Raw genomic sequence first — 26,290 nt, forward strand, 5'->3', positions numbered from 1 at the left:
GTACCCAGTCGCCATTGATGTCGGCTGAGCCACCGCCATCGCGAGCAGGCTCGCTCCCACAAGGGGCACAGGAGATCCGGCCCTGGCTGTGGGCCTGGTTCGGCCAGGTCGCTTCGACCCTGGGATCGGCCCTGGCGGCTTTCAGCCTGGGCATCTGGTTGTTGCAGCAACACGCCAGTGTCACCGATTACGCCTGGGTCATCGCCTTGTCGGCGTTGCCCGGCCTGCTCCTGGCACCGCTGGCGGGCTGGCTGGTGGACCGTTGCGAGGCGCGGGCGATTTTGCTCGGTGTCGAATGCTGCAGTGGCCTCGCCGCGCTGGTGCTGTGGTGGCTGTTCGACCAAGGCGCGTTGGATCGCGGCCAGGTGTATGCCTTCGCCGCGGTCAACTCCAGTGCGCAGGTGCTGCGCATGCTGGTCTGCCAGGCGGCGATCCCGCGCTTGCTGCACAGCCCTCGCGCCATCGGACGGGCCAACGGCTTGATGCAACTGATGGTTGGCTTGCCACAACTGCTCGCGCCGACCCTGGCGGCACTGCTGCTGGGTGCTGTCGGCGTTTCCGGGGTGCTGTGGCTGGACGTGGGCGCGGTGCTGTTTTCTGCAGGCATCCTGATATGGCTGGCGGTAGTCGCTTCGGCGCTGCGCATCAGTGGCACGGGCCGCGTCGCGTCCAGCGACGGCGTGCCGACTGCACTGGCAGTGCTGCGCGCCCGTCCGGCGTTGTGGGCATTGTTGGCCTACCTGGCGTTGGAACACCTGATGCTCGGCCTGGCCTCGGCGCTGATGTCGCCTCTGGTAATGGAGCGCCATTCGGTGCTGGTGCTGGGCACTGTGATGACCTGTGGCGGCCTGGGCATGCTTGCCGGCTCGTTGTGGGTGGTGGCCAGGCCACCAGCCCGGCTGATCCGCACCGTATTGCTCGCGGATCTGCTGCTGGGGGCCAGCGTGCTGGGCATCGGCATCAGCGACTCGCCGGTGCTGCTGTACGTTGCGGCTTTCGTTGCATTTGGCTGCTTCTCGCTGAGCACCAGCAGCGACCAGAGCTTCTGGCAACGCAGCCTGCCTGCCGAAGTGCTGGGACGCGTCCTGTCGACGCGGCAGATGGTTTGCCTGCTGGCGATGCCGATTGGTGCACTGGGCGCAGGCTCCCTGGCGGACCATTGGGCGATCCCGCTATTGAGCGCCCCTGGCGCTTGGCAGGAGGCACTCGCCCCGGTGCTGGGCAGCGGCAAGATCGGCGGCTTGAGCTTGTTGTTTGCCATTGCCGGCTTTTTGTACGTGTTGTTGGCCTGTCTCGGTCTGCTCATCACGCCGCTTCGGCGGCTGGCGCCGGGATGGGCCGGGGCGCCTGCGCCGTTTGCGCCAGACGCGGGAGCTTGTTGAACCAAGCGGTTTGCTGAACGCCTACCCCTCTCTCCAGAAGCTATTACAGGTGCCCAGGAATACTTTCTAGCGTTGCCAAATAAATGTCTAAAACAGCCAGCACGAACGGCTCTGCCAAATTCGTCCAGAAAGTACCATGGCTATATAGGACACATGCACTATTGATAGGTTGAGAAAACAATCATCAAATACAGCTGTACCGTGCATTCTGAGGAGCCGGTAAATCTAAGCGTCTTGAAGCTTCCGCCTTGACCAGTCCCATCGACTGGTCAGATCAAGTAATCTGGAGGATTTATGAAAATAAGCATAAGGAAGTTCCGCCCGCATAGCATTGGGATGGCAGCAGTGCTTACAGCAGGTCTGATATTCAGTGGGACAGCAAGCGCCTTCACGTTTGAACATGGATGGAGTTGCCAGAATAAGTGGTATCAGATGGGTCTTATAGAACTTATTGCATGTGGTGGTGGAGGCGAAGGTTGATCCTGACGTTCAGGGTTATGCTTTGGAAAACCATCCACTTGTAGGGAGCCTACGCGAGTGGCTGTGTACGCGCTGAGATATTCAGTCCAGTGCCAGCCACTTCGCGTAAGCCTTTCGCGGCGAGAGCAAGACTCCGAAAACTTCGTTCACCGCCTCCAATATGCAAAGACTCAGCCTGTCATAGCCTGTTGGCGATGCGCCCGTTAATGACTCTCCCTGGCAAAATGCTTAGTCAGTTCAAGCAATGTTCCACGTAACTCCGGCGGACGCACGGGTTTTGCCAAAACCGAAATGTTCATGTTGTGCAACGCGTGACGGATTCTTTCAATTTCATGGCCCGTCATGATCATTGCCGGCACCTCCCAACCACGCTGCTCGCGTATCGCCGCTATACACTCGGAGCCCGAGATCTTCGTCCCCAAATCGAAGTCCGCGATGATGATGTCGCAGTCGCTGGTCACGTTCACACCATCACTGTGAGTCTCGACCGCACAGCCCCATTTTTCCAACAGCGCAGACGTTGCCATCAGCACGTTGGGATCATCCTCTACCAGGCACACCCGTAAACCTTGTAAACGGCTATGCGTAGATGCAGCGCGGCTCGGCTCTACCCTTGGCGCGACCCTTTCCAATCCCGTGATCGTGGCACGAGTCCCTTTACCGAGCCTTGAATGCAGCTGAATTTCCAGGTTGAGCAAGTGACTGATCCGCTTGACGATCGACAATCCCAGCCCCAGGCCTTCGACGTCCTTATCACGTACGTGACGTACCCGATAGAACTCTTTGAATACCTCAGGCAGATGCTCGGTGGCGATGCCCCGTCCTTTGTCGTAGATGGCGATGGATAGCCCCTGGTCTTTGGGTCGCACGCCAATCAATACCGGTTGGCCTGGCGCATATTTGAGCGTGTTGGAAACCAGATTCTGCACCATGGTCGCCAACAAGCCCGCATTGGCATTGACCCAATGCTGACAGGGTCGCAAGCGCAATTCGACACCCGCCCAACGTGCGGCTTCAGTGTTTTGCTTGACCACGTCCTGAAGCAACGCACCCAAATGTATGGGTTCGGATTTCGGCTCAAGCTGTCCGTTATCGAGCGTGTAGATATCCAGGATCGAACGGAACAGCTGTGACACGGTATGCAGCGAGCGATCGATGTTATCAACCAGGCGCAACTCTTCCAGGCCCAGCTTGGCGTCACGCAGGCAAGCGGTGAACAGGCCAATGGAGTGGATCGGTTGGCGCAGGTCATGGCTGGCTTGGGCGAGGAACCGGGACTTCTCATGATTCGCGGCAATAGCCTCTTCCGAAGCAATACGAGTGCGGGTCAACAGGATGTGCGCGTAGGCGGGTACCACGATGGTGGTGACGATCAGCATAAGAAACATATAGGGCTGTCCGCGCCAGAACGGCGTGAACAGGAAAATCAAGACCAGCATGCCAAGGGCTATCAGCGTCGCCGCTGCCAGGTAGCGCGAACCGAAGCGCATGCCATTGCCCAACGTAACCCAAAGCAAAGCAGCGTACACCGGCAATGCCCCTTCCCCACCCACGTTCAGGGCAAACGCAATTCCCGAGTAGTCATGGGCCATTGCAAACAGCCGACGCCAGAAAAAGTGTCCCGGCCAGCGCTTGATCGCCATGCGCAGCGGGATCGCAACACTGATGAAAAAAGCCATGTACCACATGATAGGGGTATACGTGGCGAAATCACTGGAGGGCAGGCAGGCCACCACGATGATATAGAGCGAGGCACAGGTACTGACCGTCAACCGTAATGTCGCTTGGTCAAGCTCACTGTTCTTTTCCGTCATTGTCACGGGAATATTCCATTATGAAGAGTTGTTTCAGAGATGAAATCCAATGTTCCAGTTTAGGTTACGATGCACGAACTTTAAGGTCAGGAGGATCTTGGGCCATGACGTGCAGAGTCATTGTGGCGGATGACCATCCGTTGTTTCGCGAAGGTATGCTCAGGACGATAGAAAGACTTCTACCTGCCGCGCACATTGAACAGGCCGGCAATCTGGATGAAGTGCTGGCGCTGGCGCGAACTGGCGTGGAGGTGGACTCACTGATTCTTGACCTGCGCTTTCCGGGTATCAAATCGTTGCAGGTCATCGGCCAATTACGCGCCGAGTTCAAGCGCACCTCGATCATTGTCGTCTCGATGGTAGAAGACATGGACGTCATTTCCCAGGTGATGGCGTTGGGTGCGGACGGTTTCATCGGCAAGAATGTCGATCCGGCCAGCATTGCCGAAGCCATCATGGCGATTCGCGAAGGTGAAGTGGTCGTCAGGCACCAATCGGAGAACTCGGTCGTGGACGATGTGGTAGCCCAGCTCACGGTGCGACAGCGGCAAGTGCTCGGCCTGATCGCTGCGGGCAAGACCAATAAAGAAATAGCCAAGGAGCTGGGCATTTCGCCGTTCACCGTGCGCATCCATGTCTCCAGCTTGCTCAAAGCCTTGAATGTTCCCACCCGCGCGGCCGCAGCTGCACAATTCTCCAACTTTCCAACCAGTGGTGGCTGGTCGGCAAGAACTTAAAGTTTGAAAGCGGGGACGCCGTAATAATAGTGAAGAGTTTATCGCCCCTGTACGCATCCCTCGCCATAGCACACCTGTACTATAGCGTCCGTCCGCCCTCACGTCCTAAGCTGTAAAGGCTCGATAAAGAGTCTTTACAACAGCCTCATGCAATATAACAAACACGCCGCGCGTCGTTTGGCAAAACCGCGCACGATGCAAAAATATGACGAGCGAATCCCGTTGACAAACATCAACTCGGAGTAAGCGCGAGCTCAACTTAACCACCTGGCCAGTTGAAATGGAAGGGCCGGCAATTACTAAGGTAAGTATTATGTCTCTCAACTACGGAAGAGTCCTTAAAAACGGAATAGCACTGTGCTTGCTGGCCGGCGCCATCAGCGGTTGCACCAACACGGGTGATCTGATGAACTCCTTGAACCCGGGCGCCAAAAAATATGACACTGTTTACTTAAAACAAACGATCATTCCAGGCAAAACAACTAAAAGCCAAATCAGCCAAATGTTCGGCGCCCCCGCCAGTGAAGAGCTGAACTCGACGAGTACAAACAACGAGTCGAACTGGACCTACGACAAGCGCGAAGAGGGCTTGGACAAATACATGAAACTGGCTCACAAATATGTCTCGACCGAGACCAGCCTGAAAATGTATGACGCCTCCGCGCAAGCCTCGAAGGCACAGGGTGTTGCTAACGATGTGAGCAGCGTAACCGGCACGAGAACAGGCCAAAGCCAGACTCAAGGCACCGTCCTGACAATTTATTTCGAGGACGACGTTGTGAAGTATTACCGGATTTATTAATGGATATCACTCGTTGAGTTTCCTCCCGAAAAGGGACGTTTCGATGCTTGTATCCAATAAGATGCGGACTACGGGTGCTGGCATTTGTCAGCACCCTGATGATAGGTGCGATACCCCGAAGGCGTGAGAGCACCGTCGCGCGACAAATGTGACGATGCAAATCCTGGCCCAGGCAACAGATGCCCATGGTCAACCTGACCGGCAATCCATATATCTCGAGTGCCGCTCACAAACGCCACGCCGCAACTATCCCTTTCCAGTTTTCCCCAATCTGGTCAAGCGCATGGACCATGGGAGCGGCGATCCGATTCATCTCAATCCGTCTGCCGGTGAGTGGTTCCAGGCTTACAATGGCTACGGTTGCCAGCGCGATATCAATACTCGATCGCCTGGCTAACGCACCGGGCCAATCGTCTGGCGACCCGCAAAGCGTGCGGCGGCCACCGCTCTGTTAGGCACGTTTAGCACACGTATCAGGGAAGAAACATGGATCCGCACTGTGAAGGGAGAAATTTCAAGTGCCGCGGCGATCTGTTTGTTGGTCTTGCCTTGGGCAATCAGTTGCCAGACCTCCCTCTGCCTGAGGGTCAACCTGTTTATATCATCATCCAAATCCAGCGGCATGGGATCCGAAGGCTCGTATTTGACCAGCACCTCGCCGTTTCGAATACTCGCAATGGCCTTGCCGACTTCTTCTGAAGAAAGGCTTTTGCCTACAAACCCGTTTACACCTGCACTCATGATTTGCTCGACAGTTTCACCGTCCTCAACTGTCGACACGACGATTACTTTGACGTGCTTTAACTCCTGACGCAACTGTGCCAAGTCCCTGACCGAACTTAACCCAGGAAGCCGCATGTCAAGAATTAATGTATCGAGGGAGCGTTCATCGACTATCAGGGCTCTTACTTCTTCAAGGCTCCCAGCTTGCTCGATCAACGTGTCTGGCATTAAGCGCTCCAACAATACCGTCATTCCCTCGCGAAACAGCGGATGCTCATCTGCCACGATAATTCGGCAACTCATATCACAAAACACACGACGTCCATTCGAATAGAAATACCATTCGATGATGTCCGACTCCCACGACTTAGGATATAGAACACCTGACCTAGCACATTTGTGCTATTGGCCTTAATATTGTCGATCGGAATGAACTTTGGATGCCCTCGGAGCTACAGATTATTGATGATGGCCTCGCATTCTACGAATCAATTTTAAAACATAACTTTCAAGGAGTTGAATGGTCATGGCTACATTGGATAACGCTTTTCACAGCCTGCATCAGAATGGCCTGCTTGTTCTGGCCAATGTTGCCGATGCAGGGGGTGCGCGCATCGTCGAACGTCTAGGGGGCAAGGCAGTCGCAACCAGCAGCGCCGCCATGGCGTGGTCACATGGGTATCAGGATGGCAACAAGCTGCCTCTCGACCTGCTGGATGCCACCGTCAAGTCGATGGTACGGGTCCTCAGCGTACCGCTCACGGTGGATATCGAAGGCGGCTACTCGGATGACCCGGAACGGGTCGGACAAGTGATAGAAGCCGTTGTCGCCGCAGGGGCGGTCGGGATCAACATCGAAGACGGCCTGGGCTCTCCAGAGCTGCTTGTCCGCAAGATCGACGTCGCGAGAAGAGTGGCGGACCAGGCGGGCGTCAAGCTGTTCATCAACGTGCGGACCGACGTCTACCTGAAAAATCTGTTCCCCGTCGAACAACGCCTGGAGGAACTCCTGAAACGCAGCGCACGCTACGCCAGCGCCGGGGCGGATGGCCTGTTTGCCGCTGGCGTGGTCGATTCGAACGAGATTGCCACCGTCTGCCGCGAGACCAAACTGCCCGTCAACCTGCTGTCCCGGGACGGACTGCCCTCTCCCGACGAATTGAAGCGCCTGGGTGTCAGACGGCTCAGCGCGGGTTCCAGCATCGCCGAGTTTCTGCACGGTGCCATGGGAGCACTGGCCCGTAGCTTCCTGGATAACGGCCAACTCGACACCCAAGCCTTGCAGGCCCATACATACGGCGAATTGAATGCGTTGATGGCGGCGAAGAGCGAGTAACGCTATCCTCCGGACGAGGCCAAACGCTAACGTTCGATTTGTACGTCACCTCCCCCCGGCACTGGGAAACCCCAGGCAAAAAAGAGCCACTCATTTGAGTGGCTCTTTTTTGCGGTCCCAGGAAAATCAGCCCCCCTCCTCCTTCTTTGACAGGACGTCCCTCCATGCAACGGATCGTGGTATCGGCAATTACCAGCCTATCGACCCTAACCCGTAAAATAAGCAATCACCTGGGTTTGCCGCTTTTGCTAGGGTGCTTATCATTCACTCAAGCCCCCCTGTCCTTGGCGGACAACACCAACGGAAAAAGTCTCTACCTGCAGAGATGCGCCATGTGCCACGGATCGGATATCAAAGGCACAGGACCATTGGCCAACAAAAGCACTCCTCCGACCCCTGACCTGACCACCGCCGCGTTCAAGAAACGACTCAATGATTATCCCGGCGTTATCGTTTCATCGGTCATCCTTCGTCCCAATGGAAACCTGATTCCAAAGACCCTGCGGGAGAATGGTGTGAAGCTACCGCCCCACGCTTGGAGCGTTCAGGACCTGCGGGATTTGAATCAATACATGATTGGTGTGATTTCAAAAAGTCGATGATCTCGCCAAGCCCCCCTCTCCAATGAGTTTCGGGCAAAACGGCTTGTATTTTAGCTACCGTCTCCTAGCATGATATTAAAATACCATCAAAGCAGGGACGCCATGAAACAAGCCAAGTTGATTGCCGCTCTTTTCGTTGCCGGGGAGTGCGCCCTTTCCTCGCCTGCAACCTGGGGGTTTGAAATTAACCCCTGCCTGAGGGTGCTGGTTTACAACACTTATTACCTTGATCAAGCGCCGACCAGGGACTGGAATCTTTGCAAGAAAACAGACCTGATCGAGGGGTATGCCAATGGCAAATATTCAAAAGGGACCGTCCATGAGCATATGACCAATTTCGCCATTGACGAGTACCGCGGCGCCGACTTTGAAGGATTCCTGGTCCGCAAGAGACAGACTGACAGTTCCAAGCCCAAACGGCTCATTTTTGAATACATGAATGACCCAGTGTGGGCTAAGTCACCAAGCAGGACTCCTCACAACACCTTTGCAATCATCTATGGCAGTTGGTGGAACGATGATCCTTTGATGTACACGTGGGGTGAAAGCAAAGACTTCAGAAATGGACTGTGGAATCTAAATGGCCAGTTCAAACCCGAATCTAAAAAATACGCTGGGGGCCGCGAAGATTGTGAGGTTGAGGGGAAAAATCATCTTGGCTGGAACTCCCACTATGGAAACCTCCAATACCTCCACTTCATGTCTAGCCAAATGCCCAAGGATGCCAGTGAAGAGGCGCGATTAGAAGAAACCACAAGGCTGGCTCTCGTGTGGATCAAGTTCGCTTATGACGTGGCGACAGGCGATACGCCATTCGACGCACCTCTCACACCTCAAATCGAAGCCAGCTTGGGACTCCCCTCGATAGCTCTAAATCAATGCGTTAAGCAAAAAAACGTAAAAATTCGGACGCTCTTTGCTCGCTCTGGCGTTCCCATCGATGATCGAAACAAGCGCACACCTGATGTGGCGCTCGGCAGCATATTTCATATTTTCCAGGACTCATTCTCCCCTGCTCACACCTGCCGCAAGGAGGAGGTTGTCGACGGTAGTCATTACGCCGTCCTCACTCAAGCCTACAACTATCGGGTGCAGGCTAAGGACAAGCATGGTGGTGACGAGCATAGCTTCAACGACAAATATCCGGGCTGGCTTTTGACCTACGCCCGGGATGGGAATCACGTGTATGCCAATGATCCTGTAGCTGTTGGAGCTTGGATGCTAAGCGCCGTGGATACAAAGACCCCCTGGGAGTCTGTGGAGAAGCATCTTCGCGAAACCATTTTTAGAAAGCACTCTGCCGGTGTCGTTGACCAATCCCCTTGCATAGGGAAACGCACCTTATGAGGCTAAAAATACGGCATAGCGCCATCCTTCAGCTACGCTGCTCAGGATTACCCCTTCGACAAGGAAGCCGCTCCATGAATAGAGGTTTCTGCTTGGCCCTGGTTAGTACTCTCCTGGCGATCCAAGGATGTGGAAATCTCAATAGCGTTTACCGCAATCATTCGTTCAGTGGAGACGACAGCGCACCGATGCGGTAAAAGAGATTGCGCTCAAAATCTTCGAGCAAACGGACGAGGCCTACGTGTGCTTTAACACGATGACCCGCTTCGCTACCGAAGCTACGGTCGTAGACTCGATGCTCGCTGCGAGAACTACGATTATCGAATACTGTAACTCGGTACTCCAACCGGGCACGGTGATCAAAACCGTCCCCAAGCCCGCCCCTGTAAAACTTTGACAGAGTCTTACTTGGTAAGCGCGCATTTGCACAAACGAAGCGAATCGTTTCCCTAATCCGGAATACGATGCCCGAAGAAGTAACGGACCCCACTTTCAAACCCACTGGCATCGGGGTCCTCAAGAAAGGCTTCCAGAAGCGCTGAGGCCTGCATCGGTCTGAACACCCGATCATGATAAAAGGAAGAGCAGTCGATGCCGGTCGCACATTCGAAGCGCCGTCGCAGTTCGAATGGGAAACAAGGTTCTCGCAAGCGCCGTAAAATCCGTTGGGCCAAGCCAATCACACTCAGCGGTTCACCGCCGTCGACACAGACCTGGTCCGTACCGAATCTGCCTGCCAGTTCGGCGCATCTGTTCAGCACCGCGTCGCGATAGCTGTCCAGTGAATCATAGTCCTGGTGGTCGCAGAGTTCGTATCCCGTCTCCAGGCAACCCGAGAGGTGCACTGGCAGGATCTCGGCGTCGCTGATGGTCGCGACCCGTTCGAATGCGGCGAGAACAATGGGCATATCGGCCAGCTTTCCGCGCCGCGTGAGCACTGCGCTCCAGGCCAGTGTGAGCTCAAGGCCCACGTCTTCGGATGCCAGTCGTGTTGCGAGAGTGTCGACAGTAGAAGTCGGTCCGGCATCGCCTAGCAGCTCCGCGCATAGGCGTCGGTTTACCGGATGGGTGTCGCCGCTGCCCAACTCGACGAGCCCCGGCAGTGGGCTGAAGTCGCCATGCTTCGCCCGCCTCAGCGCTTCCAACCACTGAAAGTAGTCACCCGCCTGCGGCAGCTGTCCGACTTCCCTTCTGGGAGGTAGGGTCACTACATCCGGGTAGGCAAAATACCCCCGCCCTTCCCAGTCGACCATTTCGGGGTTGCCATAACGACTCCACTCCATTGTCACTCCTCACTGTCGTCGCTTGTGCCGGTTCAGGCTTTTGAAGCCAATGACTGCAGCGTACCAAAGCGCTTGTCCAGACTCCGACATACAGGGCACAAGTCGCCGTTTTTCTCAAGATTACCCTCACCGACGGGGCAGCCGCCGGCCGCAGCCTTGGGCACCAGGTGATTGACTTGCCGCTCGTCTTGAATTTCGGCCTGCACCGGTGTCCGTCCCAGCTTCGGCGTCAGATTGGCAATCACCTGTGCTTCGCTCGGTACATCGAAGACCCCTTGGTACGTATCACGCAGGCTGTTCCAGGCACTTTTGTTCGCCTGCCGCTCCGCCGGTGTCACGGGTCGCCTGAAGACGTTGCAAGGCGCGGACGGAACGAGCCGGCTGCTGCAGGTGCAAGGCGGCGTCGCCGTCTTGCGATTGTTCACGTCGTTCATCAAGGTGGTGTATGTAGCCGCATGGGGGGCCACATTGCCGGCGGAATCTTTCATGTACCAATCGTCCATCGTCATTGGTTTGCCGGCGGAATGACGAGGCCCGTTGCAACACGCGCATTTATAAGGTCTTTCGTCTTCCAGTTCGCCCCAACCCACTGCTTCAAGATTCGGATTGGGAGCCCCCACACCAGGTGCGCTGGCGTGATTGCTGGTGGTGATGTCGCAGTGTCGGCAGACATACTTGCCCTCGATCTGAACATCCATCGACCAAGCCTGGAAATAGGTTTTTCCAGTGATCTGGTGCGTGATCACCGACATTCCCCAGGCCCGGGTTGCCGCTTCGTCGCCGAGCATGGAAGGCTGGTAATAGGACTGTTGTGACAACGCCGCCGGCTTGCGTTGCAGCATGACCGTCCTGGAGCCCTGTTTAAGCGCCGACGAGAAGGAAGTGTCCGGATAAGGAATCGGAATCGGCCCGGCAGGTGGCCCCGGCGGCGAAAGGCACACATCGGGAAACGAGGCGATCACTTTGCCCATGCCGGCTTTTCCGGCAATCTCATTGCTGTTGGCATAAACCTCGTGCGACATGTCAGCGCTCCCTCACTGTGCCACTGATAACGGCTGCTGCGCGTGCACCGTTCGCTGATGAGCTGTGTACCAGCGCAATCGGACCGGGGGCATAGCCACGCGCAAACGCTTGTTCAAGCCAGGCGATTTGTATCGCCCCCAACGCCGCTCCACAGTCGCCAACATAGCTCGCCGAATGCCATAGATCCTGGGTCGAGCGGGTTTGCCGCATCAGGCGCGACTGGACCAGGGCCAGGTCCTCGAATCCGTAGGCTTCGCCCGACACATCGCTCAAACGCCAAGCGATGTCGTGCATGGCAACGCCTGCTTGTGCGATGGCTGCAGCGACAGCCATGGTCATCCCCAGGCCAAGTTGCGGCTCGTCATTGAGCACTGTGGCGGTATCGTTGCCAGTCCCCACGCCACGCACGACCAAGGGCGCGGCACTCATCGGCTTTCGACTGACGAGCAGCACCGCAGCGCCTTCACCGGGAATCACGCCATCCGAGCGTAGCGTGGTCTTGAGCCGGCCGCTCTGCTCCAACCAGAGCAAACAGCGGGGATCCGCGAGGGAATCGACCGCCACGATCAGGCAGGCGTCACGGTCGGCCTGGTCCATGGCGCGCTCTGCCAGACTCAACGCTTCGATGCTTGCAACATGCCCAAGGGCTACATGGGCAGCGCCTTTGCGCTGCAGCAGCCATCCTGATCGCGCCTCGACTTCCGTCACGATGCCGTCGATGCGCGAGCCAGGCCGTTGCGGCTCGGACGTGCAGAGAAGCAGCGGCAGCTCGCCCAGATCCGCGGGGTCCGCCAATGTGGCACGGCTTTGACCCAACACCTGAACCAGCATTTCGACGAGCCGTGCACGCCCGTGGAGATCCTCCGCCACCGTCGGCACTCTTGCCCCCATGATCGGTTCCAGGCCGTCTTCGACCCACGGCAATTCATTGAAGCCGCTGATCCCCGCACGCATTGCTGCAGCGGCGGCCGCGGGTGACAGGCCGACAGCGCAGAGCAATCCCAGGCAAGACAGGTAGATGGGCTGCATCATCTCTTCGCCTCCCCATGTCCGAATGAGGTGACCAGGTCTGACAGGTTGGCGAAATGCGGTTTGCCGTGCAGGTTCGTATAACGGCGCTTGCCGACCTGTATTTCTCGCAGTTTCGCCAGTTTGCGAGGCAGCGATACCGACGTCCTGCCGAGTAACGTAAGCCGGGCACAACCGGGCTCGAGAATGACGGTGTCGGCGTTGATAACCGCCTGCACCTGGCGATTGTCGAAGAGGAAGGTGATCGGGATGTCGAAGGCCGGCGTCTGAGCGACGAACGCCCCGCCCGGACTCATATTGGCACAGGTGAAGCGGGTGCCAGCTTCCAGACGATCCAGCTGCTGATCGAGCGGCGCCGCCTGGAAATAACGAACGTCGAAGTTCTCCGGCAGAAAGGGCCGGCGTGTCTCGAACCAGTGGCGGTCGTATGTCCCGGCGAAGACGATACGGGGCTGCCAGCCCCGGCCGACGGGGGCAAAACCAACGGGTTGCGGCTTATCCGTCCATGCCCCCATCAGGTCGTCGTGGCGCTCCACGTTTGGCAACATCGTATTGAGGATACTGTCGTCCCGGTCATTCAGATGGAAACCAACACCGGCGAGATTACGCAGGTCGCTGCCACGTTTCGTCTCGTCCTCATGGGATTGATCGCTACCACCAAAAGCACGATCCCAGGAAAGCGGTATCGAGGTGAAGGGCGACGGCGGCGACGCGACGATGCCGGTAACACCGAGCGTCCAAACGCGATCGCCACTCACCACTGCAAGCTTGTGGATACCCGCACCTGCGAAGCCGACCTGTAACCGGGTCACGGGTTCACCCTTCGGAGAAACGGCCGAGGCGTGGACCAGCACATCGACGCGTGGCTTCACCGGCGCGAAGTCAGTCTCGAAACGGACCGATGTCGTACCGGGATCACCGTGATGCTGGTCGCAGTAGACAAAGGGGACCTGCTCCGATGCAGGCACGCAGCGGCCCTGATCGTTAACGTCAAAGGTCGCCCGGACAACCACAACGCAGTGCTTCTGTCCGGTTTTATCTGTTGAAACAAAGCGTTCTGCGAGAAACGGGGTGGTATTGCTGGTGATCTGCATAGTGCTCTGGTGGCTCGTGCACACAGCCGGCAACAGTCCTGAAGGGCATGAACACCCTATACCGTGGCGCTATGAGCCCACCCCTCCCTTCCTTGGCACACCTGCGTTGTTGTACTGCAACGATAGCAGGCTGCTGGCTTGGCGCTTGGCTCGACGCTTTGACCATAAGGCGAGTAACAACCCCGCCATTCCTGTCTCTACGCTTGCTGAACGAGCCCACGGCACCCCGGTCCCGTAGAAGACGGATGGGACTGAGCGCCGAGTAGACCGATGGAGCGGTGTGATTTCAAAAAATCGATAAGCCACAGAACTCCCGCAACACTGCTTGCTTGATCCAAGCAATGTTGAGGAGTGCTTGAGTCGACAGGCTTCAGATCTTGTCGAAAATCCTCAGATGCTCAGGCCGCCAGCGATGTCGATCGCCCCGCCCGTCATGTAGCCACCGTTCGGTCCTGCGAGGAAACACACCATCGCCGACACCTCCTCCAGCGTCGCGATCCGGCGGATAGGGTGCATGTCCAGAATGGCGTCGGGGACTTCTTCGCCCAGCACACCGGTCTTCATGTCGGTTGGCATGATGCCTGGCTGGATGACGTTGACGGTGATGTTGCGAGCGCCCAGATCACGTGCGACGCCCTTGGCGTATCCGGCGATGGCGGCCTTGGTTCCCGAATAATCCGCGGCTCCTGCAAACGGCACACGACCACCCAGCAAGGAACCGATGAAGATAATCCGACCACCGTCCGACAGCACTTGCGAAGCGGCACGGGTGGTTGCCACTGCGCCCATGACGTTGACCTGCCACTGACGATCGAGATTGACCGTGTCCAGTTCAGGGTCATCGATCATCTGGCCCTGGACAGCGATGGCGGCGTTGTTGACCAGGATATCGAGTTTGCCGAAATGCGCGATCACCTTCTCGATCAATGGCTTGGCGGCGGACGTGTCGGCCTGGTCGCTTTTGATCGCCAGGGCGCGAACGCCTTTTGCCCGAAGTTTCTCGACAACGATGTCTGCCTTTTCGGCCGAGGCGACGTAGCTGATGGCAACGTCCGCGCCTTGTTCCGCAAGCGCCTCAGCGGTGGCCGCGCCCAGTCCTCGCGAGCCGCCGGTGACCAGCGCGACCTTGCCCGTTAATGTCTTTTGCATCAGAAAATCCTCGATGTGCATGAATGAAACGTCTGGCTTTCATAAGCCGGGAGCAATTCGTAATGCGCATTACGTTAACGGACGTTATGAAACTCAACGATGACTGTCAAGCGACCTTTTTTCCGCTGACGCATGGGACCTGAAGACATTGTCGGTATGGTTTAATATCGACCATTACGAAATAAAGGCGGGACGATCGATGGGTAGGCAACGTGAGTTCGATGTGGACCAAGCGCTGGACGCAGCCCTGTGCGTGTTCTGGCGCAAAGGCTATGAAGGCGCCTCGTACACCGACCTGACGCAAGCCACGGGTGTGGAGCGTCCGGCGCTTTACTCGGCGTTCGGCAACAAGGAGGCCTTGTTCCGTCGCGCCTTGGAGCGTTATTACGAACATTACCTGGACTTCCTTCCGCAAGCCGTGGAGTTGCCGACTTCACGGGAAGTCGTCGAACGCCTCTTCCGCGCATCGGTTGAACTCACCACCCGTTACCCGGACCGCAAAGGCTGCCTCGGTATCCACGGAGCCCTTGCCGGTTCGGATGATGCCGAGCCCATTCGGATCGCCCTGATCGAGGCGCGGGCCGGCGGAGAAACATTGCTGCGTGAGCGTTTCGAGCGCGCCAAGGAAGAGGGGGATCTACCGCCGACGGTCGACTGTGCTGCGCTTGCCGCCTTCGTGCTCGCCTTGCTCCACGGGATGGCCGTCCAGGCCAAGGCCGGCTTCAGTCGCGAAACCCTGGAGGCGGTGGTCGATCAAGCCTTGTCGACCTGGCCATCAAAATAGCAATAAACCCTATAACTAAAGAAACTAAGCCCTGACCTCCCCTCACCTATCTTGAAACACAACTCAACGCGAACGAACACGGTCCGTCAGCGCTGACCGAGTGCGAACGATGAGGCGATATGGAGATCACGCAAAACACCCGCCTGGTGCAGATCGACAGCCCCCTTGGTGGTAACGTCCTGCTGCTGCAAAGCATGGAAGGCAGTGAAGAATTAGGCCGGTGTTTTCACTATGAACTGGATCTGACCTCCGAAGACCGGGCGATCACGTTCGATCAGTTGTTGGGCAAGCCGATGGGCTTGACCCTGGAGCTGTACGAGGGCGGTAAACGCTACTTCCACGGGGTGGTCTGCAGTTGTCGTCAGCTGACCGGCCACGGCCAGTTCGCCGGTTACCGTGTCACGCTGCGGCCCTGGTTCTGGTTGCTCACGCGCACGTCGGATTGCCGGATTTTCCAGAACAAGACAGTGCCGGACATCATCAAGCAGGTGTTCCGTGACCTCGGTTTCTCCGACTTCGAAGACAGCCTGAGCGGTAGCTATCGCGAGTGGGAATACTGCGTGCAGTACCGTGAAACCAGCTTCGATTTCGTCAGTCGGTTGATGGAACAGGAAGGCATCTACTATTACTTTCGCCATGAAAAGGCCCGCCATGTACTGGTGCTGGCCGATGCCTATGGCGCCCACTCCACGGTGCCGGACTACGCCTCCGTCCCCTTCTATCCGCCCGATCGACAGATGCGCGAACGGGATCATTTCTACGATTGGCAACTGGCACGGGAAGTCCAACCCGGTTCCCTGGCGCTGAACGACTATGACTTCCAACGCCCGCGCGCCAGCCTGGAAGTACGCTCCAGTGTCATGCGCGACCACAGCAACGGCGACTACCCGCTCTATGACTATCCCGGGGAATACCTGCAGAGCAATGACGGCGAACACTACGCACGTACCCGCATCGAAGCCATTCACAGTCAATTCGAGCGGGTGCAGCTGCGTGGTCTCGCTCGCGGGCTGGGTTCCGGTCATTTGTTCACGCTGACGGGTTACGACCGGGCGGACCAGAATCGCGAATACCTGGTGGTGGTCGCACGCTATCAGATTCGCCAGGATCCCTATGAAAGCGGGCAGTCGGACCTCACCGAACAGTTCGTCAGCGAACTGGACTGCATGGACGCCCACCAGGCCTTCCGCCCTCTCCCGCTGACGCCCATGCCGATTGTCCGCGGGCCGCAGACGGCCGTGGTGGTAGGGCCCGGTGGCGAGGAAATCTGGACCGATCAATATGGCCGGGTCAAAGTGCATTTCCATTGGGACCGTCATGACCAATCCAACGAGAACAGCTCCTGCTGGATTCGGGTGTCCCAGGCCTGGGCCGGCAAGAATTGGGGTTCGGTGCAGATTCCACGGATCGGCCAGGAGGTGATCGTCAGTTTCCTGGAAGGCGACCCGGACCGGCCGATCATCACCGGCCGTGTCTACAACGCCGAACAGACCGTGCCCTACGGGCTGCCCGCCAATGCCACCCAGAGCGGGGTGAAAAGCCGTTCCAGCAAGGGCGGATCACCGGCCAATTTCAATGAAATCCGCATGGAGGACAAGAAAGGTTCGGAGCAACTGTTCATCCACGCCGAGAAGAACCAGGACATCGAGGTCGAGAACGACGAAACCCACTGGGTCGGTCATGACCGCAGCAAGACCATCGACAACGACGAGACCGTGCACGTCAAACACGACCGCAAGGAGACGGTGGACAACAACGAAACCATCACCATCGGCGTGGACCGTACCGAGGATGTGGGCAACAACGAAAAAATCACCATCGGCGTCAATCGCACCGAGAAAGTCGGCAGTAACGAGACCATCACCATCGGAGCGGACCGCACGGAGAAGGTCGGTGCCAACGAAACCATCACTGTCGTCGGCAACCGCAGCGAGGACGTGGGCGGCAACGAGACGATCGGCATTTCCGGCAACCGCAATGAATCGGTGAAAGGCAATGAAGGCATCGAGATCAGCGGCAACCAGAGCACCGATATCAATGGCAATCACAGTACCCAGATCGGCCAGAACGAATCCCGTAACGTCGCCCAGAACCGCAGCACCGACATCAAGCAGAACGACAGCCTGGATGTGGGCAAGCATTTCTCCCTCACCGCCGGCGATTCGATCACGCTGACCACCGGGGCGGCCAGCATCACCATGAAGAAAGACGGCACCATCGTGATCAGCGGCAAGAACATCACCCTCGACGGCTCCGGCGCCATCAACATCAAGGCCAACAGGAACGTCGTCGTCAAGGGCCAGAAAATCCTGCAGAACTAGCCCATGGAGTGGCCGTTATGACCGTTGAATACCACCTCCCCTCAACCCCCACCCGCGCGCCGATGCGCGTGGACGGCGTGGTGATTGGCGTATTGCTGGACGTGCCCAAGGTGGACGCCCCGGTGGTGGCTTTTCCCGGCTGTCCCGGTGAAACAGGCCTCGCCGCACGCACCACCACCCCGCTGAGCCGTGAAGACATCGGCGTCCAGGTCGCGTTGATGTTCGAGGCAGGCGACCCCGCGCGGCCGCTGGTGATCGGTCGCATCCAGCGTCTGGAAGAGCCCGCAGCACCAGCGCTCGCCCACCTGGACGGTGAACGACTGGAGTTCACCGCCGAACGGGAAATCGTCCTGCGCTGCGGCAAGGCCAGCATCACCCTGACCCGCGCGGGCAAAGTGATCATCCGCGGCGCCTACCTCTCCAGCCGCTCCAGCGGGGTCAACCGCATCAAGGGCGGTTCGGTGCAGATCAACTAGAAGGCAGGCGAGCTATCACATTTGGAGCGGATGATATGCCCACACAACACATGAACTCCCCATGAACCACTCGCTGTCCCTGGTAATCGAGCAACACGCCGAAGAAGCCAGCTTCCTCGCCAACCTGCGCGACTACGCCCTGCACGCCCCCCACTACGACATCGAACACCTCGCTACACTCGATAACCGCCTCGATGCTCACCTCGACGGCTTGCGTATCGCAGCCCATGACGGCCTGGAAACGCTCCTGGCGCAACTCGGCCCCCATGCCATTGGCGAGATGTTCGCCTGCGTGGTGCTGGCCTTCGAGACGGCCAATGGAAAAGTGTTGTCACGGCTGAGCGAACACCTGCGAAGTGCCCCAGAAACGGAACGTGGTTATCTGATGGCCTTGGGCTGGCTCGACTGGGAACGGCTAGCGCCCTGGATCGAGCGCATGCTCGCTGCACCTGAACCAATGTTTCGCCGCCTCGGCCTGGCGGCCAGCGGCATGCATCGGCACAACCCCGGCCCTGCCCTGCTTAACGGACTGTCCGACACGGACCCAAGCGTGCTGGCTCGTGCCGCCCGCACTGCCGGCGAACTGCGACGGCGCGACTTGCTACCCAACCTCCGTGCCCACTGCCGACACCCGAATCCAGTCACGTGTTTTTGGGCCAATTGGGCCGCTGCTCAGATGGGTGACCCGCAGACCCTGGAGCCCCTGCGTCAATTCGCCGAGCAACCGGGCGAATTTCAATACCGCGCCCTCTGCGTGACACTGGCCTGGCAGGAACGGGAGCCCAGCATCGCCTGGATACGCCAATTGGTACAGGATCCCCGGCAACGACGCAGCGGCATCCAGGCCCTGGGATTGCTGGGTGATCCGGTGTGCGTGCCCTGGCTGATCCAGCAGATGAGCGACTTGCCTTACGCCCGTGTGGCCGGCGAAGCGTTCAGCCTGATGACCGGCGCCGACCTGACGCTACTCGACCTGGAGTTGCAGGAACTGCCGGACTTCGATGCAGGCCCGAACGACGACCCTGGGGATCCGAACGTCGCCATGGACCCCGATGAAAACCTGCCCTGGCCCGACCCGCGGTCCATCGAAACCTGGTGGCAAGCCAACGGCGAGCAGTGGCAAGTCGGCACCCGCTACCTGCTGGGATTACCCCACAGTGAACACACGTTTGCACAGGCCCTGGTTCGCGGCCAGCAACGCCAGCGCCTCGCCGCCGCCTGCGGTCTGGCCCGTTATCGGCCGAACGAGGTGCTTTTTCCCACCAGCGCGCCGACCTGGCGGCAAAAGCGATTGCTCGGCATGACGGCGGCGTTCGAGCGTTGATCGTCAGTCGCCCAGCAGCAGAAGTGTTTTGCGGTCGGGCTCCCCCGAATAAAACTGATCGAGCGCCTGTGGGTACAGGGCGGACTCAGGCTGTGCCTTCATGAACAGCGTGAGGCAGGAGCGAAACTTCAGATCGTCGGGCGAGCCGAATAGCTGCCCGGCGCTCAGGTCGCGGTGTTGCAGGACAGCGGTCACACACGCCTCCAGCCGGGGGCCGAGCACCTCGTGCTGCACATACGCGCGGGCTTCGGCCAGACCGGAGATGGCGAACCGAGCCGCCATCCCGGATCGACCGAGTCCCTGCAGCTGCGGAAAGATGAACCACATCCAGTGACTGGTTTTCCGACCTGCCCGCAGCTCGTCCATGACACGACTGAACACCTGAGCCTGGGCTTCGACAAAACGGGACAAGTTGTAGATGTCGCTCATGATTCATTTCCTCCGCCGCCGGCCACCTCATTCGCAGCCGGCAGTGTGCGTTTCAGCGAACAACCCATGACTCAGGCAGACTGTTCCTGCTTCAGACGCTTGAGCAGCGCATGAGCGGCGGCTTCGGAAGACGCTGGATTCTGGCCGGTGATCAGGTGCCCATCCTCCACCACATAACTGGCCCAGTCCGCAGCCTTGGAATACTCGCCGCCCTTGGCCTTGAGCATGTCTTCCACCAGGAATGGCACCACCTGCGTCAACCCCACCGCCTCCTCTTCGGAATTGGTGAATCCAGTCACCTTCTTACCTTTCACAATCGGCTGTCCGTCCGGGGCATTGACGTTCTTGAACACACCGGGGGCGTGGCAGACGGCGGCGATGGGTTTATTCGCTTCGTAGAAGGCTTCGATCAGGACCTTGGAGTCGGTGTCCTCAGCCAGATCCCAGAGAGGGCCGTGGCCTCCTGGATAAAACACCGCATCGAAGTCATACGGGTCGATCTCCCCCAGCGGCACCGTGTCGGCCAATGCCATCTGGGCCTGGGTATCCGAGCCAAAGCGACGGGTCGCGTCGGTTTGCGCGTCCGCTTCGTTGCTCTTGGGGTCCAGGGGTGGTTGCCCGCCCTTCGGGGAGGCGAGCGTGACCGTCGCATTGGCGTCGACGAACACGTAGTAAGGCGCGGCGAATTCTTCCAGCCAGAAACCGGTCTTCTTGCCGGTGTCGCCCAACTGATCGTGAGAGGTAAGAACCATCAGAATGTTCATGTGCATCCAGCCTCCGAGGGTAAACGGGCGAAGTGGGCTCGCCCTGCATTACTCAGAGGCCGTGTTCGGATAGACGTTCAAGCCGTTTGGGCCAACGGTCTACCAAAGCGCGACATCGTAGGTGAAATAGATGCGGTTGCTGTCACGCCCCCGTGAAAAATCCGAACGATAGACGTAGTTACGCACCTTCACCCCCAGCCCCTTGAAGGTGCCTTGCTGTACGACATAAGCGACTTCGGCATCACGCTCCCATTCCTTCACGGTGCTGTTGGACTTGCCATCGCTGCCGCTCAGGTAGCGGCTGGAAAACGTGAGGCCTGGCACGCCGAGGCGGGCAAAGTCGTAGCCATAGCCGAGCATCCAGGTCTTCTCGTCTTCCTCGATGAACTTGCCAATCCCGACATTGCTGAAGGAATAGACCGTGGCACCGCTGATGTACGGCAAGCCGGCCTCGCCGCTGAGCGTCTGGTAGCCGGCACTGAACGTATGGCCGATAACGGCGTAGGACAGCAGGCCGCTGAGCATGTCGTTGTCGATCTTGCCGCCGTAGGCCGAACCAGTATCGACACTGTTGAAGTAACGCAGGTCGCTGGTCAGTACCCCGCTGCCCAGCGGCAGGTCGTGTTGGATGCCGGCAAAGTTCTGTCGGTAGAAGTTTTCAAGCTCGCCGTAGAAGTAGCTCAAGCGGATGTTTTTCCCCAGCTTGTAATCGGCACCGGCGTAGTTGAAGTCGCCTGACTGATCGCCACCGTAGCCGTCAGGCACGATCGGCATGCTGTCGCTGGAGTCCCGCAGCTTGAAACGCTCCAGATGACCGCCCGTCAGGGCGAGATTGTCGATGTCGGTGCTGCTGACCTGCATGCCCTGGTAGGTCTGGGGCAACAGCCGTGCATCGTTGTAGATCAGCACCGGGGTCTTGGGCAACAAGGTGCCGTACTTGAGGGTGGTCTTGGCCACCCTGGCCTTGGCGGTCATGCCCGCGCTGGCAAACTCATCGGCAGCGCGACCATCGTCATGGACGGGCAGCAGGCCAGTGCCACTGCGGCCGCGCCCGGAGTCGAGCTTGACCCCGAACAGTCCCAGGGCATCGACGCCAAAGCCAATGGTGCCGGGGGTAAAACCCGACTGATAATCCAACAGGAAGCCTTGGGCCCATTCGGTGCGCTCGCTCTTCGCGGTTCTCGCGGCCCGTGCGCTCATCCCGTGTTCGTCGCGGAAGTTTTCATTGAAGTAGACGTTGCGCAATTGCAGCTTGAGCTTGCTGTCGTCGATGAAACCTTCGGCGCCGGCGGTGGCCAGCGGCAACAGGCCAAGCATCGGGAGTACAGCCCCACGGGTCAGAAAAGTGTGCATATCGGTTTCTCGTTGTTGTTATTTGGCGTGCAGGCCAGCGCACCCCTCGGCGGCGAGGCGTGTCAGGCGCAAAAGCAAAAGTGCGGGTTGATCAGGAGAACAGGGTCAGTGCACCAGTCAGCAAGGCCAACGCGGTAATCACCAAGGACGTGAGCACGGCCCACTTGACGGTCGCTTTCTGGAAGTCGCCAAGGTCACGATCGACCATGCCCACCAGCAACAAGGTCGACGCCACCAGCGGGCTCATCAGGTGCACCGGTTGACCGAGAATCGACGCCCGGGCGATTTCCACCGGATCGATCCCATACGCAGCAGCGGCGTTGGCCAGGATGGGCACGACACCAAAGTAGTAGGCATCGTTGGACAGTACGAAGGTCAGCGGCATGCTGGTGATCGCCACCACCAGCGGGAACAGATGCCCCCACGAGGGCGGAATCCAATCGACCAGGGTCTGCGCCAAGGCGTCGACCATTTTTGTCCCGGAGAAAATTCCGGCGAAGATGCCAGCCGCGAAGACCAGCAGGACCACGGTCATGGCGTTGCCCGAATGGGCAAGAATGCGCTCCTTCTGAATGTCCAGTTGCGGATAGTTGATCATCAGCGCCAGGACGAAGCCGATCAGGAACAGGATCGCCGAGTGCATGAGCCCCATCACCAGAGCCGCCATGACCGCGATCACCAGGAGCAGATTGACGTAGGCCAGTTTCGGGCGCTTGTGCGGGGTGTCCTCGATAATCGCCTTGATGTAGCAGTTCCCGCCGCCGCTTTGCAGCTGGACATTGCCAATGCGCTTGCGCTCGGCACGGCCCAGCAGGAATGCGGTGAACACCACCCACAGCGCACCGCCGATCATGGTCGGCAGCAAGGGCACGAAGTAATCGCCGGCATCCAGGCCCAGTGCGGCAATCGCACGGGTCGCCGGGCCGCCCCAGGGTGTCATGCCGCTCATGATGCTCAGGGAGAGCATCGCCACGGTCGCCAGGATCATCGGGTTCATGCCGATGCGCTTGTACAACGGCAGCATGGCAGCGCAGGTGATCATGTAGGTCGTCGTGCCATCGCCGTCCAGTGCCACCACCAGCGACAGCAAGGCCGTGCCGACGGCGATTTTCATCGGGTCGCCATTGACCCGCTTGAGGATCTTGCGAATCAGCGGATCGAACAGGCCGGCGTCGATCATCAGGCCAAAAAACAGGATCGCGAACAGCAGCAAGGCGGCCGAAGGCGCGACCATTTTCAAGCCGTCCAGCATCATCTTGCCGGTGATGCCGCCGAACCCGCCGATCACCGCAAAGACAATGGGCACGATCGTCAGGGCAACGATCGGCGACAGGCGTTTGGTCATTATCAGGAAGGTGAAGACCACCACCATGGCCAAGCCAAGTAAAGCGAGCATAGGTCAGTTCTCTTGTTGTTATTCGTAGCTTTACCAACACCCAGGCGCACGCCTTCCAACCTGCCAGGCGACATGTTCAGTGTGCCTGGCAGAGGTCAGGAATGATGCTGCGCGGTGGTATCGAGTGTGCCGTGTCCGGCTAAAGTTGTTTCGCGGCCTTGGCGTCGTCCCAGGCGTCATCCGTCGCCTGGGCCACTGACGGGGAAGGCTTGCCATCCAGGGTCTGCAACAGCACTTGGCGGTCGCAGGCATTCTCCGAGAGGGCGATCACCACGGTCGCCACCGCGTTGCTCGCCAGGCTCGTCAGTGCCCGGGCTTCCGACATGAAACGGTCGATGCCGATTAGCAGGGCCAGGCCGGCCAGGGGAATGTCGTGGATGACCGTCAGGGTCGAGGCCAGCGCCACGAACCCGCTGCCGGTCACCCCTGCCGCGCCCTTGGACGACAACAGCATGATCGCCAGCATGGTGACGGTCTGGGTCAGCGTCAGCTCGATGTTGCAGGCCTGCGCAATGAAGATCGCCGCCAGCGACAGGTAGATCGCGGTGCCATCCAGGTTGAACGAGTAACCGGTTGGCAGTACCAGCCCCACTACCCCTTTCTTGCAACCCAGGGCCTGGAGTTTTTCCAGCATTCGCGGCATCACCGGTTCAGTCGAAGACGTACCCAGCACCACCAGGAACTCTTCGCGCAGGTAGCGCAGCAGTTTCCATAAGCTGAAGCCATGGGCCCGGCAGATCCCGCCCAGAACCGCAAAAACGAAGAACCCACAGGCGATGTACAAGGTCATGATCAGCTTGGCCAGGCTACCCAGCGACGTGATGCCGTACTGCCCGACCGTGAACGCCAACGCACCGAATGCACCAATCGGGGCGAAACGCATCAGGTAAGAGAAGATCTTGAACACCATGTGCGAAGCCGATTCCAGCACATCCAGCACGGGTTTGCCCCGCTCACCCAGTGAAGACAGGGCAAAGCCGCAGAGCACCGCGATAAACAGGACCGGCAGCACCTCGCCTTTATTGAAGGCGCCGATGAAGGTGTCGGGAATGATGTGCATGAAGAAGTCGACCACCCCCAGCTTCGCCGCCGAGTCGGTGTACTGCGCCAGGCCCTGGGTGTTCAAATGGGTCGGGTCGATGTTCATCCCGGCTCCGGGCTTGAACACATAGACCGCCACCAGGCCGATGATCAGGCTGACCACGGTCAGGCCCAGGAACAGCAGCATCGTCTTGCTCAACAAGCGCCCCAGCGAGCGCTTGTCGCTCATGCCGGCGATGCCGGTAACGATGGTGCAGAACACCACCGGCGCGATCATCATCTTGATCAGCTTGATGAAGGCGTCGCCCAGCGGCTTCAAGGCAATCGCCTGTTGCGACCAGAAATGCCCGACCAGCACGCCCAGCAGCACGGCGCAGATGATCTGGAAATAGAGCGATTTAACAACTTTCATGGCATCACCCATTTTTAGAATTGTTCTGATGCAGACGACAACGACAGCCTGGCTAACCGGCCAGTCGTTGGGAACCCTTGGCGTAGACGAAACCTGAAAACAGTCGGCGCGCGGTACGCACCACTGAGGCGCGGATGGTCTCACCCTTTTCCCCGGCATAGGACAAAACAACGTCGATGCCGCCGCTCGGATGCTCGATGCGGACCCGCTGCAAGCGTGGCTCGCTGACGCCGCCGATCAATCCGGCGGCCACGCTGCCTTCAGTCACACACGCAGTAGCAAGGCCAATGGACCCGGTGATCGCCAGCGCGCGATGGCAGTTGTGCGGCATGAAATAGCGCACTTGGAGCGTCCCACCGGACTTGGCCGGCGACACCAGCACCGGCTTGGGAATCACCTTGTCGCTGACGTCGCCCAGGCCCATGGCCAGGCCGGCTTTCAAGCGCAGGGACTCCAAGCGTTGCAGGAAGGCTTTATCGGCATCCAGTTCGGCGGGGCTTTCATCGCCGCGCTTGCCGAGCTGACTCGCTTCGACGATCACCATGGGCATGGCCATGTCGATGCAAGTCACCGCAATGCCGTCGATGACGTCCTGCGCTTGCCCGGTGGGAAAGAGTTTGCCCGTCTTGCTGCCCGCCGCATCGAGGAAGGTCAATTGCACCGGCGCGGCAGTGCCCGGTACGCCGTCGATGGCGGTGTCACCCTCGTAGCTGACCTTGCCGCCCGGGGTTTGCACCTCGGAAACGACGAAGGTACCGGTATTGAGGTTGCGAATACGCACCTGGGTACGCTCACCGCCCGCCTTGACCAATCCCTGCTCGATGGCGAACGGACCGACGGCGCAGAGCATATTGCCGCAGTTGGGTGCGGTGTCGACCCGACGTTGGGAGACCATGACCTGGACGAACAGGTAATCGACATCCGCCTCAGGGTGCAACGACGGGCTGACGATCGCCACCTTGCTGGTTTGCGGGCTGCCGCCGCCGATGCCGTCGATCTCCAGCTCATGGCCGGAGCCCATCAGGTCGAGCAACAGCTCGTCACGTTCAACGATGGCGGCCGGCAGATCCCAAGCGAGAAACACTGGGCCTTTGGAGGTACCGCCGCGCATGAGCACACAAGGAATTCGCTGCATGAACACTAACTCTTGTTGATCAATCTGGATAATTGATGTTCTGGAGGCAAGAGT

At 58.7% G+C, this 26,290-nt stretch carries 23 protein-coding genes; 10 read left to right on the top strand and 13 right to left on the bottom strand.

Annotation, left to right across the window (positions count from 1 at the left end):
- Nucleotides 1–17: 17 nt before the first annotated feature.
- Complete coding sequence (locus tag CGA22_RS13640; protein ID WP_041024240.1) at nucleotides 18–1,382, top strand: MFS transporter; 1,365 nt, start codon at nucleotides 18–20, stop codon at nucleotides 1,380–1,382.
- A gap of 683 nt (nucleotides 1,383–2,065) precedes the next feature.
- On the opposite strand, the gene CGA22_RS13645 is transcribed toward CGA22_RS13640, so the two are convergent.
- Nucleotides 2,066–3,676, bottom strand: a complete 1,611-nt coding sequence (locus tag CGA22_RS13645) for a hybrid sensor histidine kinase/response regulator (RefSeq protein ID WP_041024241.1) — start codon at nucleotides 3,674–3,676, stop codon at nucleotides 2,066–2,068.
- A gap of 104 nt (nucleotides 3,677–3,780) precedes the next feature.
- Here CGA22_RS13645 and CGA22_RS13650 point away from each other — a divergent pair, with 104 nt between their 5' ends.
- Nucleotides 3,781–4,413 (top strand): response regulator, encoded by a 633-nt coding sequence (locus CGA22_RS13650; protein ID WP_041024242.1) that lies wholly within the window; start codon nucleotides 3,781–3,783, stop codon nucleotides 4,411–4,413.
- A gap of 313 nt (nucleotides 4,414–4,726) precedes the next feature.
- Complete coding sequence (locus tag CGA22_RS13655; protein ID WP_084213817.1) at nucleotides 4,727–5,215, top strand: hypothetical protein; 489 nt, start codon at nucleotides 4,727–4,729, stop codon at nucleotides 5,213–5,215.
- A gap of 393 nt (nucleotides 5,216–5,608) precedes the next feature.
- Here the strand turns inward: CGA22_RS13655 and CGA22_RS13660 are convergent, their stop codons facing one another.
- Nucleotides 5,609–6,241 carry a response regulator transcription factor gene (locus CGA22_RS13660; RefSeq protein WP_041024243.1) on the bottom strand — a complete coding sequence of 211 codons (633 nt, stop codon included), beginning with the start codon at nucleotides 6,239–6,241 and terminating at the stop codon, nucleotides 5,609–5,611.
- A 223-nt stretch (nucleotides 6,242–6,464) separates the two neighbouring features.
- Here CGA22_RS13660 and CGA22_RS13665 point away from each other — a divergent pair, with 223 nt between their 5' ends.
- The 3 genes from CGA22_RS13665 to CGA22_RS13675 all read left to right on the top strand — a co-directional run bounded on the left by CGA22_RS13665 (nucleotide 6,465) and on the right by CGA22_RS13675 (nucleotide 9,223).
- Nucleotides 6,465–7,274 (top strand): isocitrate lyase/phosphoenolpyruvate mutase family protein, encoded by an 810-nt coding sequence (locus tag CGA22_RS13665; protein WP_041024258.1) that lies wholly within the window; start codon nucleotides 6,465–6,467, stop codon nucleotides 7,272–7,274.
- 164 nt (nucleotides 7,275–7,438) lie between these two features.
- Nucleotides 7,439–7,876, top strand: a complete 438-nt coding sequence (locus CGA22_RS13670) for a c-type cytochrome (protein WP_156996970.1) — start codon at nucleotides 7,439–7,441, stop codon at nucleotides 7,874–7,876.
- 102 nt (nucleotides 7,877–7,978) lie between these two features.
- Complete coding sequence (locus CGA22_RS13675; RefSeq protein WP_041024244.1) at nucleotides 7,979–9,223, top strand: hypothetical protein; 1,245 nt, start codon at nucleotides 7,979–7,981, stop codon at nucleotides 9,221–9,223.
- Between the two features lie 449 nt (nucleotides 9,224–9,672).
- Here the strand turns inward: CGA22_RS13675 and CGA22_RS13680 are convergent, their stop codons facing one another.
- From CGA22_RS13680 to CGA22_RS13700, 5 genes are all read right to left on the bottom strand, one after another.
- On the bottom strand, nucleotides 9,673–10,506 hold the full coding sequence (locus CGA22_RS13680) for a hypothetical protein (protein WP_041024245.1): 834 nt from the start codon (nucleotides 10,504–10,506) through the stop codon (nucleotides 9,673–9,675).
- A gap of 32 nt (nucleotides 10,507–10,538) precedes the next feature.
- A complete protein-coding gene (locus CGA22_RS13685; protein ID WP_052435189.1) occupies nucleotides 10,539–11,528 on the bottom strand; it encodes a PAAR-like domain-containing protein in 990 nt (329 codons plus the stop codon).
- Nucleotide 11,529: 1 nt separating this feature from the next.
- Nucleotides 11,530–12,561 (bottom strand): hypothetical protein, encoded by a 1,032-nt coding sequence (locus CGA22_RS13690; protein ID WP_041024246.1) that lies wholly within the window; start codon nucleotides 12,559–12,561, stop codon nucleotides 11,530–11,532.
- Nucleotides 12,558–13,652, bottom strand: coding sequence for a DUF2169 domain-containing protein (locus tag CGA22_RS13695; RefSeq protein ID WP_041024247.1), 1,095 nt, complete (start codon nucleotides 13,650–13,652; stop codon nucleotides 12,558–12,560). The genes CGA22_RS13690 and CGA22_RS13695 overlap by 4 nt, the downstream gene beginning before the upstream one ends.
- A 390-nt stretch (nucleotides 13,653–14,042) precedes the next feature.
- Nucleotides 14,043–14,801 carry an SDR family NAD(P)-dependent oxidoreductase gene (locus CGA22_RS13700; protein ID WP_041024260.1) on the bottom strand — a complete coding sequence of 253 codons (759 nt, stop codon included), beginning with the start codon at nucleotides 14,799–14,801 and terminating at the stop codon, nucleotides 14,043–14,045.
- 199 nt (nucleotides 14,802–15,000) lie between these two features.
- On the opposite strand from CGA22_RS13700, the gene CGA22_RS13705 reads away from it, so the two are divergent.
- The 4 genes from CGA22_RS13705 (at nucleotide 15,001) to CGA22_RS13720 (ending at nucleotide 19,706) form a co-directional block, all read left to right on the top strand.
- A complete protein-coding gene (locus tag CGA22_RS13705) occupies nucleotides 15,001–15,585 on the top strand; it encodes a TetR/AcrR family transcriptional regulator (protein ID WP_041024248.1) in 585 nt (194 codons plus the stop codon).
- Nucleotides 15,586–15,704: 119 nt separating this feature from the next.
- Nucleotides 15,705–17,906: a type VI secretion system Vgr family protein gene (locus CGA22_RS13710; protein ID WP_041024249.1), complete on the top strand. Its 2,202-nt coding sequence runs from the start codon at nucleotides 15,705–15,707 to the stop codon at nucleotides 17,904–17,906.
- A gap of 17 nt (nucleotides 17,907–17,923) precedes the next feature.
- Complete coding sequence (locus tag CGA22_RS13715; protein WP_041024250.1) at nucleotides 17,924–18,382, top strand: DUF6484 domain-containing protein; 459 nt, start codon at nucleotides 17,924–17,926, stop codon at nucleotides 18,380–18,382.
- Nucleotides 18,383–18,443: 61 nt separating this feature from the next.
- Entirely contained in the window at nucleotides 18,444–19,706 is a 1,263-nt protein-coding gene (locus CGA22_RS13720) for a TIGR02270 family protein (RefSeq protein WP_041024251.1), read from the top strand.
- 3 nt (nucleotides 19,707–19,709) lie between these two features.
- Here CGA22_RS13720 and CGA22_RS13725 read toward each other — a convergent pair whose 3' ends face one another.
- The 6 genes from CGA22_RS13725 to CGA22_RS13750 all read right to left on the bottom strand — a co-directional run bounded on the left by CGA22_RS13725 (nucleotide 19,710) and on the right by CGA22_RS13750 (nucleotide 26,236).
- Nucleotides 19,710–20,135, bottom strand: a complete 426-nt coding sequence (locus CGA22_RS13725) for a DUF1810 domain-containing protein (protein WP_041024252.1) — start codon at nucleotides 20,133–20,135, stop codon at nucleotides 19,710–19,712.
- Between the two features lie 71 nt (nucleotides 20,136–20,206).
- Entirely contained in the window at nucleotides 20,207–20,899 is a 693-nt protein-coding gene (locus tag CGA22_RS13730) for a type 1 glutamine amidotransferase domain-containing protein (protein ID WP_041024261.1), read from the bottom strand.
- Between the two features lie 99 nt (nucleotides 20,900–20,998).
- Complete coding sequence (locus tag CGA22_RS13735) at nucleotides 20,999–22,252, bottom strand: OprD family porin (protein WP_041024253.1); 1,254 nt, start codon at nucleotides 22,250–22,252, stop codon at nucleotides 20,999–21,001.
- Nucleotides 22,253–22,343: 91 nt separating this feature from the next.
- Nucleotides 22,344–23,648, bottom strand: coding sequence for a CitMHS family transporter (locus CGA22_RS13740; RefSeq protein ID WP_041024254.1), 1,305 nt, complete (start codon nucleotides 23,646–23,648; stop codon nucleotides 22,344–22,346).
- Nucleotides 23,649–23,787: 139 nt separating this feature from the next.
- Nucleotides 23,788–25,113, bottom strand: coding sequence for a dicarboxylate/amino acid:cation symporter (locus tag CGA22_RS13745; protein ID WP_041024255.1), 1,326 nt, complete (start codon nucleotides 25,111–25,113; stop codon nucleotides 23,788–23,790).
- 40 nt (nucleotides 25,114–25,153) lie between these two features.
- On the bottom strand, nucleotides 25,154–26,236 hold the full coding sequence (locus CGA22_RS13750; RefSeq protein ID WP_188258620.1) for a 4-oxalomesaconate tautomerase: 1,083 nt from the start codon (nucleotides 26,234–26,236) through the stop codon (nucleotides 25,154–25,156).
- Nucleotides 26,237–26,290: the final 54 nt, after the last annotated feature.

The sequence above is a fragment of the Pseudomonas sp. PSB18 genome (genome assembly GCF_014596565.1).
Taxonomy (GTDB): Bacteria; Pseudomonadota; Gammaproteobacteria; order Pseudomonadales; family Pseudomonadaceae; genus Aquipseudomonas.

What these genes read in the sequence shown, in the direction of transcription:
- CGA22_RS13640 (WP_041024240.1), top strand. Translation starts at nt 18, where the DNA reads ATGTCGGCTGAGCCACCGCCATCGCGAGCAGGCTCGCTCCCACAAGGG.
- CGA22_RS13645 (WP_041024241.1), bottom strand. Translation starts at nt 3,676, where the DNA reads ATGACGGAAAAGAACAGTGAGCTTGACCAAGCGACATTACGGTTGACG.
- CGA22_RS13650 (WP_041024242.1), top strand. Translation starts at nt 3,781, where the DNA reads ATGACGTGCAGAGTCATTGTGGCGGATGACCATCCGTTGTTTCGCGAA.
- CGA22_RS13655 (WP_084213817.1), top strand. Translation starts at nt 4,727, where the DNA reads ATGTCTCTCAACTACGGAAGAGTCCTTAAAAACGGAATAGCACTGTGC.
- CGA22_RS13660 (WP_041024243.1), bottom strand. Translation starts at nt 6,241, where the DNA reads ATGAGTTGCCGAATTATCGTGGCAGATGAGCATCCGCTGTTTCGCGAG.
- CGA22_RS13665 (WP_041024258.1), top strand. Translation starts at nt 6,465, where the DNA reads ATGGCTACATTGGATAACGCTTTTCACAGCCTGCATCAGAATGGCCTG.
- CGA22_RS13670 (WP_156996970.1), top strand. Translation starts at nt 7,439, where the DNA reads ATGCAACGGATCGTGGTATCGGCAATTACCAGCCTATCGACCCTAACC.
- CGA22_RS13675 (WP_041024244.1), top strand. Translation starts at nt 7,979, where the DNA reads ATGAAACAAGCCAAGTTGATTGCCGCTCTTTTCGTTGCCGGGGAGTGC.
- CGA22_RS13680 (WP_041024245.1), bottom strand. Translation starts at nt 10,506, where the DNA reads ATGGAGTGGAGTCGTTATGGCAACCCCGAAATGGTCGACTGGGAAGGG.
- CGA22_RS13685 (WP_052435189.1), bottom strand. Translation starts at nt 11,528, where the DNA reads ATGTCGCACGAGGTTTATGCCAACAGCAATGAGATTGCCGGAAAAGCC.
- CGA22_RS13690 (WP_041024246.1), bottom strand. Translation starts at nt 12,561, where the DNA reads ATGATGCAGCCCATCTACCTGTCTTGCCTGGGATTGCTCTGCGCTGTC.
- CGA22_RS13695 (WP_041024247.1), bottom strand. Translation starts at nt 13,652, where the DNA reads ATGCAGATCACCAGCAATACCACCCCGTTTCTCGCAGAACGCTTTGTT.
- CGA22_RS13700 (WP_041024260.1), bottom strand. Translation starts at nt 14,801, where the DNA reads ATGCAAAAGACATTAACGGGCAAGGTCGCGCTGGTCACCGGCGGCTCG.
- CGA22_RS13705 (WP_041024248.1), top strand. Translation starts at nt 15,001, where the DNA reads ATGGGTAGGCAACGTGAGTTCGATGTGGACCAAGCGCTGGACGCAGCC.
- CGA22_RS13710 (WP_041024249.1), top strand. Translation starts at nt 15,705, where the DNA reads ATGGAGATCACGCAAAACACCCGCCTGGTGCAGATCGACAGCCCCCTT.
- CGA22_RS13715 (WP_041024250.1), top strand. Translation starts at nt 17,924, where the DNA reads ATGACCGTTGAATACCACCTCCCCTCAACCCCCACCCGCGCGCCGATG.
- CGA22_RS13720 (WP_041024251.1), top strand. Translation starts at nt 18,444, where the DNA reads ATGAACCACTCGCTGTCCCTGGTAATCGAGCAACACGCCGAAGAAGCC.
- CGA22_RS13725 (WP_041024252.1), bottom strand. Translation starts at nt 20,135, where the DNA reads ATGAGCGACATCTACAACTTGTCCCGTTTTGTCGAAGCCCAGGCTCAG.
- CGA22_RS13730 (WP_041024261.1), bottom strand. Translation starts at nt 20,899, where the DNA reads ATGAACATTCTGATGGTTCTTACCTCTCACGATCAGTTGGGCGACACC.
- CGA22_RS13735 (WP_041024253.1), bottom strand. Translation starts at nt 22,252, where the DNA reads ATGCACACTTTTCTGACCCGTGGGGCTGTACTCCCGATGCTTGGCCTG.
- CGA22_RS13740 (WP_041024254.1), bottom strand. Translation starts at nt 23,648, where the DNA reads ATGCTCGCTTTACTTGGCTTGGCCATGGTGGTGGTCTTCACCTTCCTG.
- CGA22_RS13745 (WP_041024255.1), bottom strand. Translation starts at nt 25,113, where the DNA reads ATGGGTGATGCCATGAAAGTTGTTAAATCGCTCTATTTCCAGATCATC.
- CGA22_RS13750 (WP_188258620.1), bottom strand. Translation starts at nt 26,236, where the DNA reads ATGCAGCGAATTCCTTGTGTGCTCATGCGCGGCGGTACCTCCAAAGGC.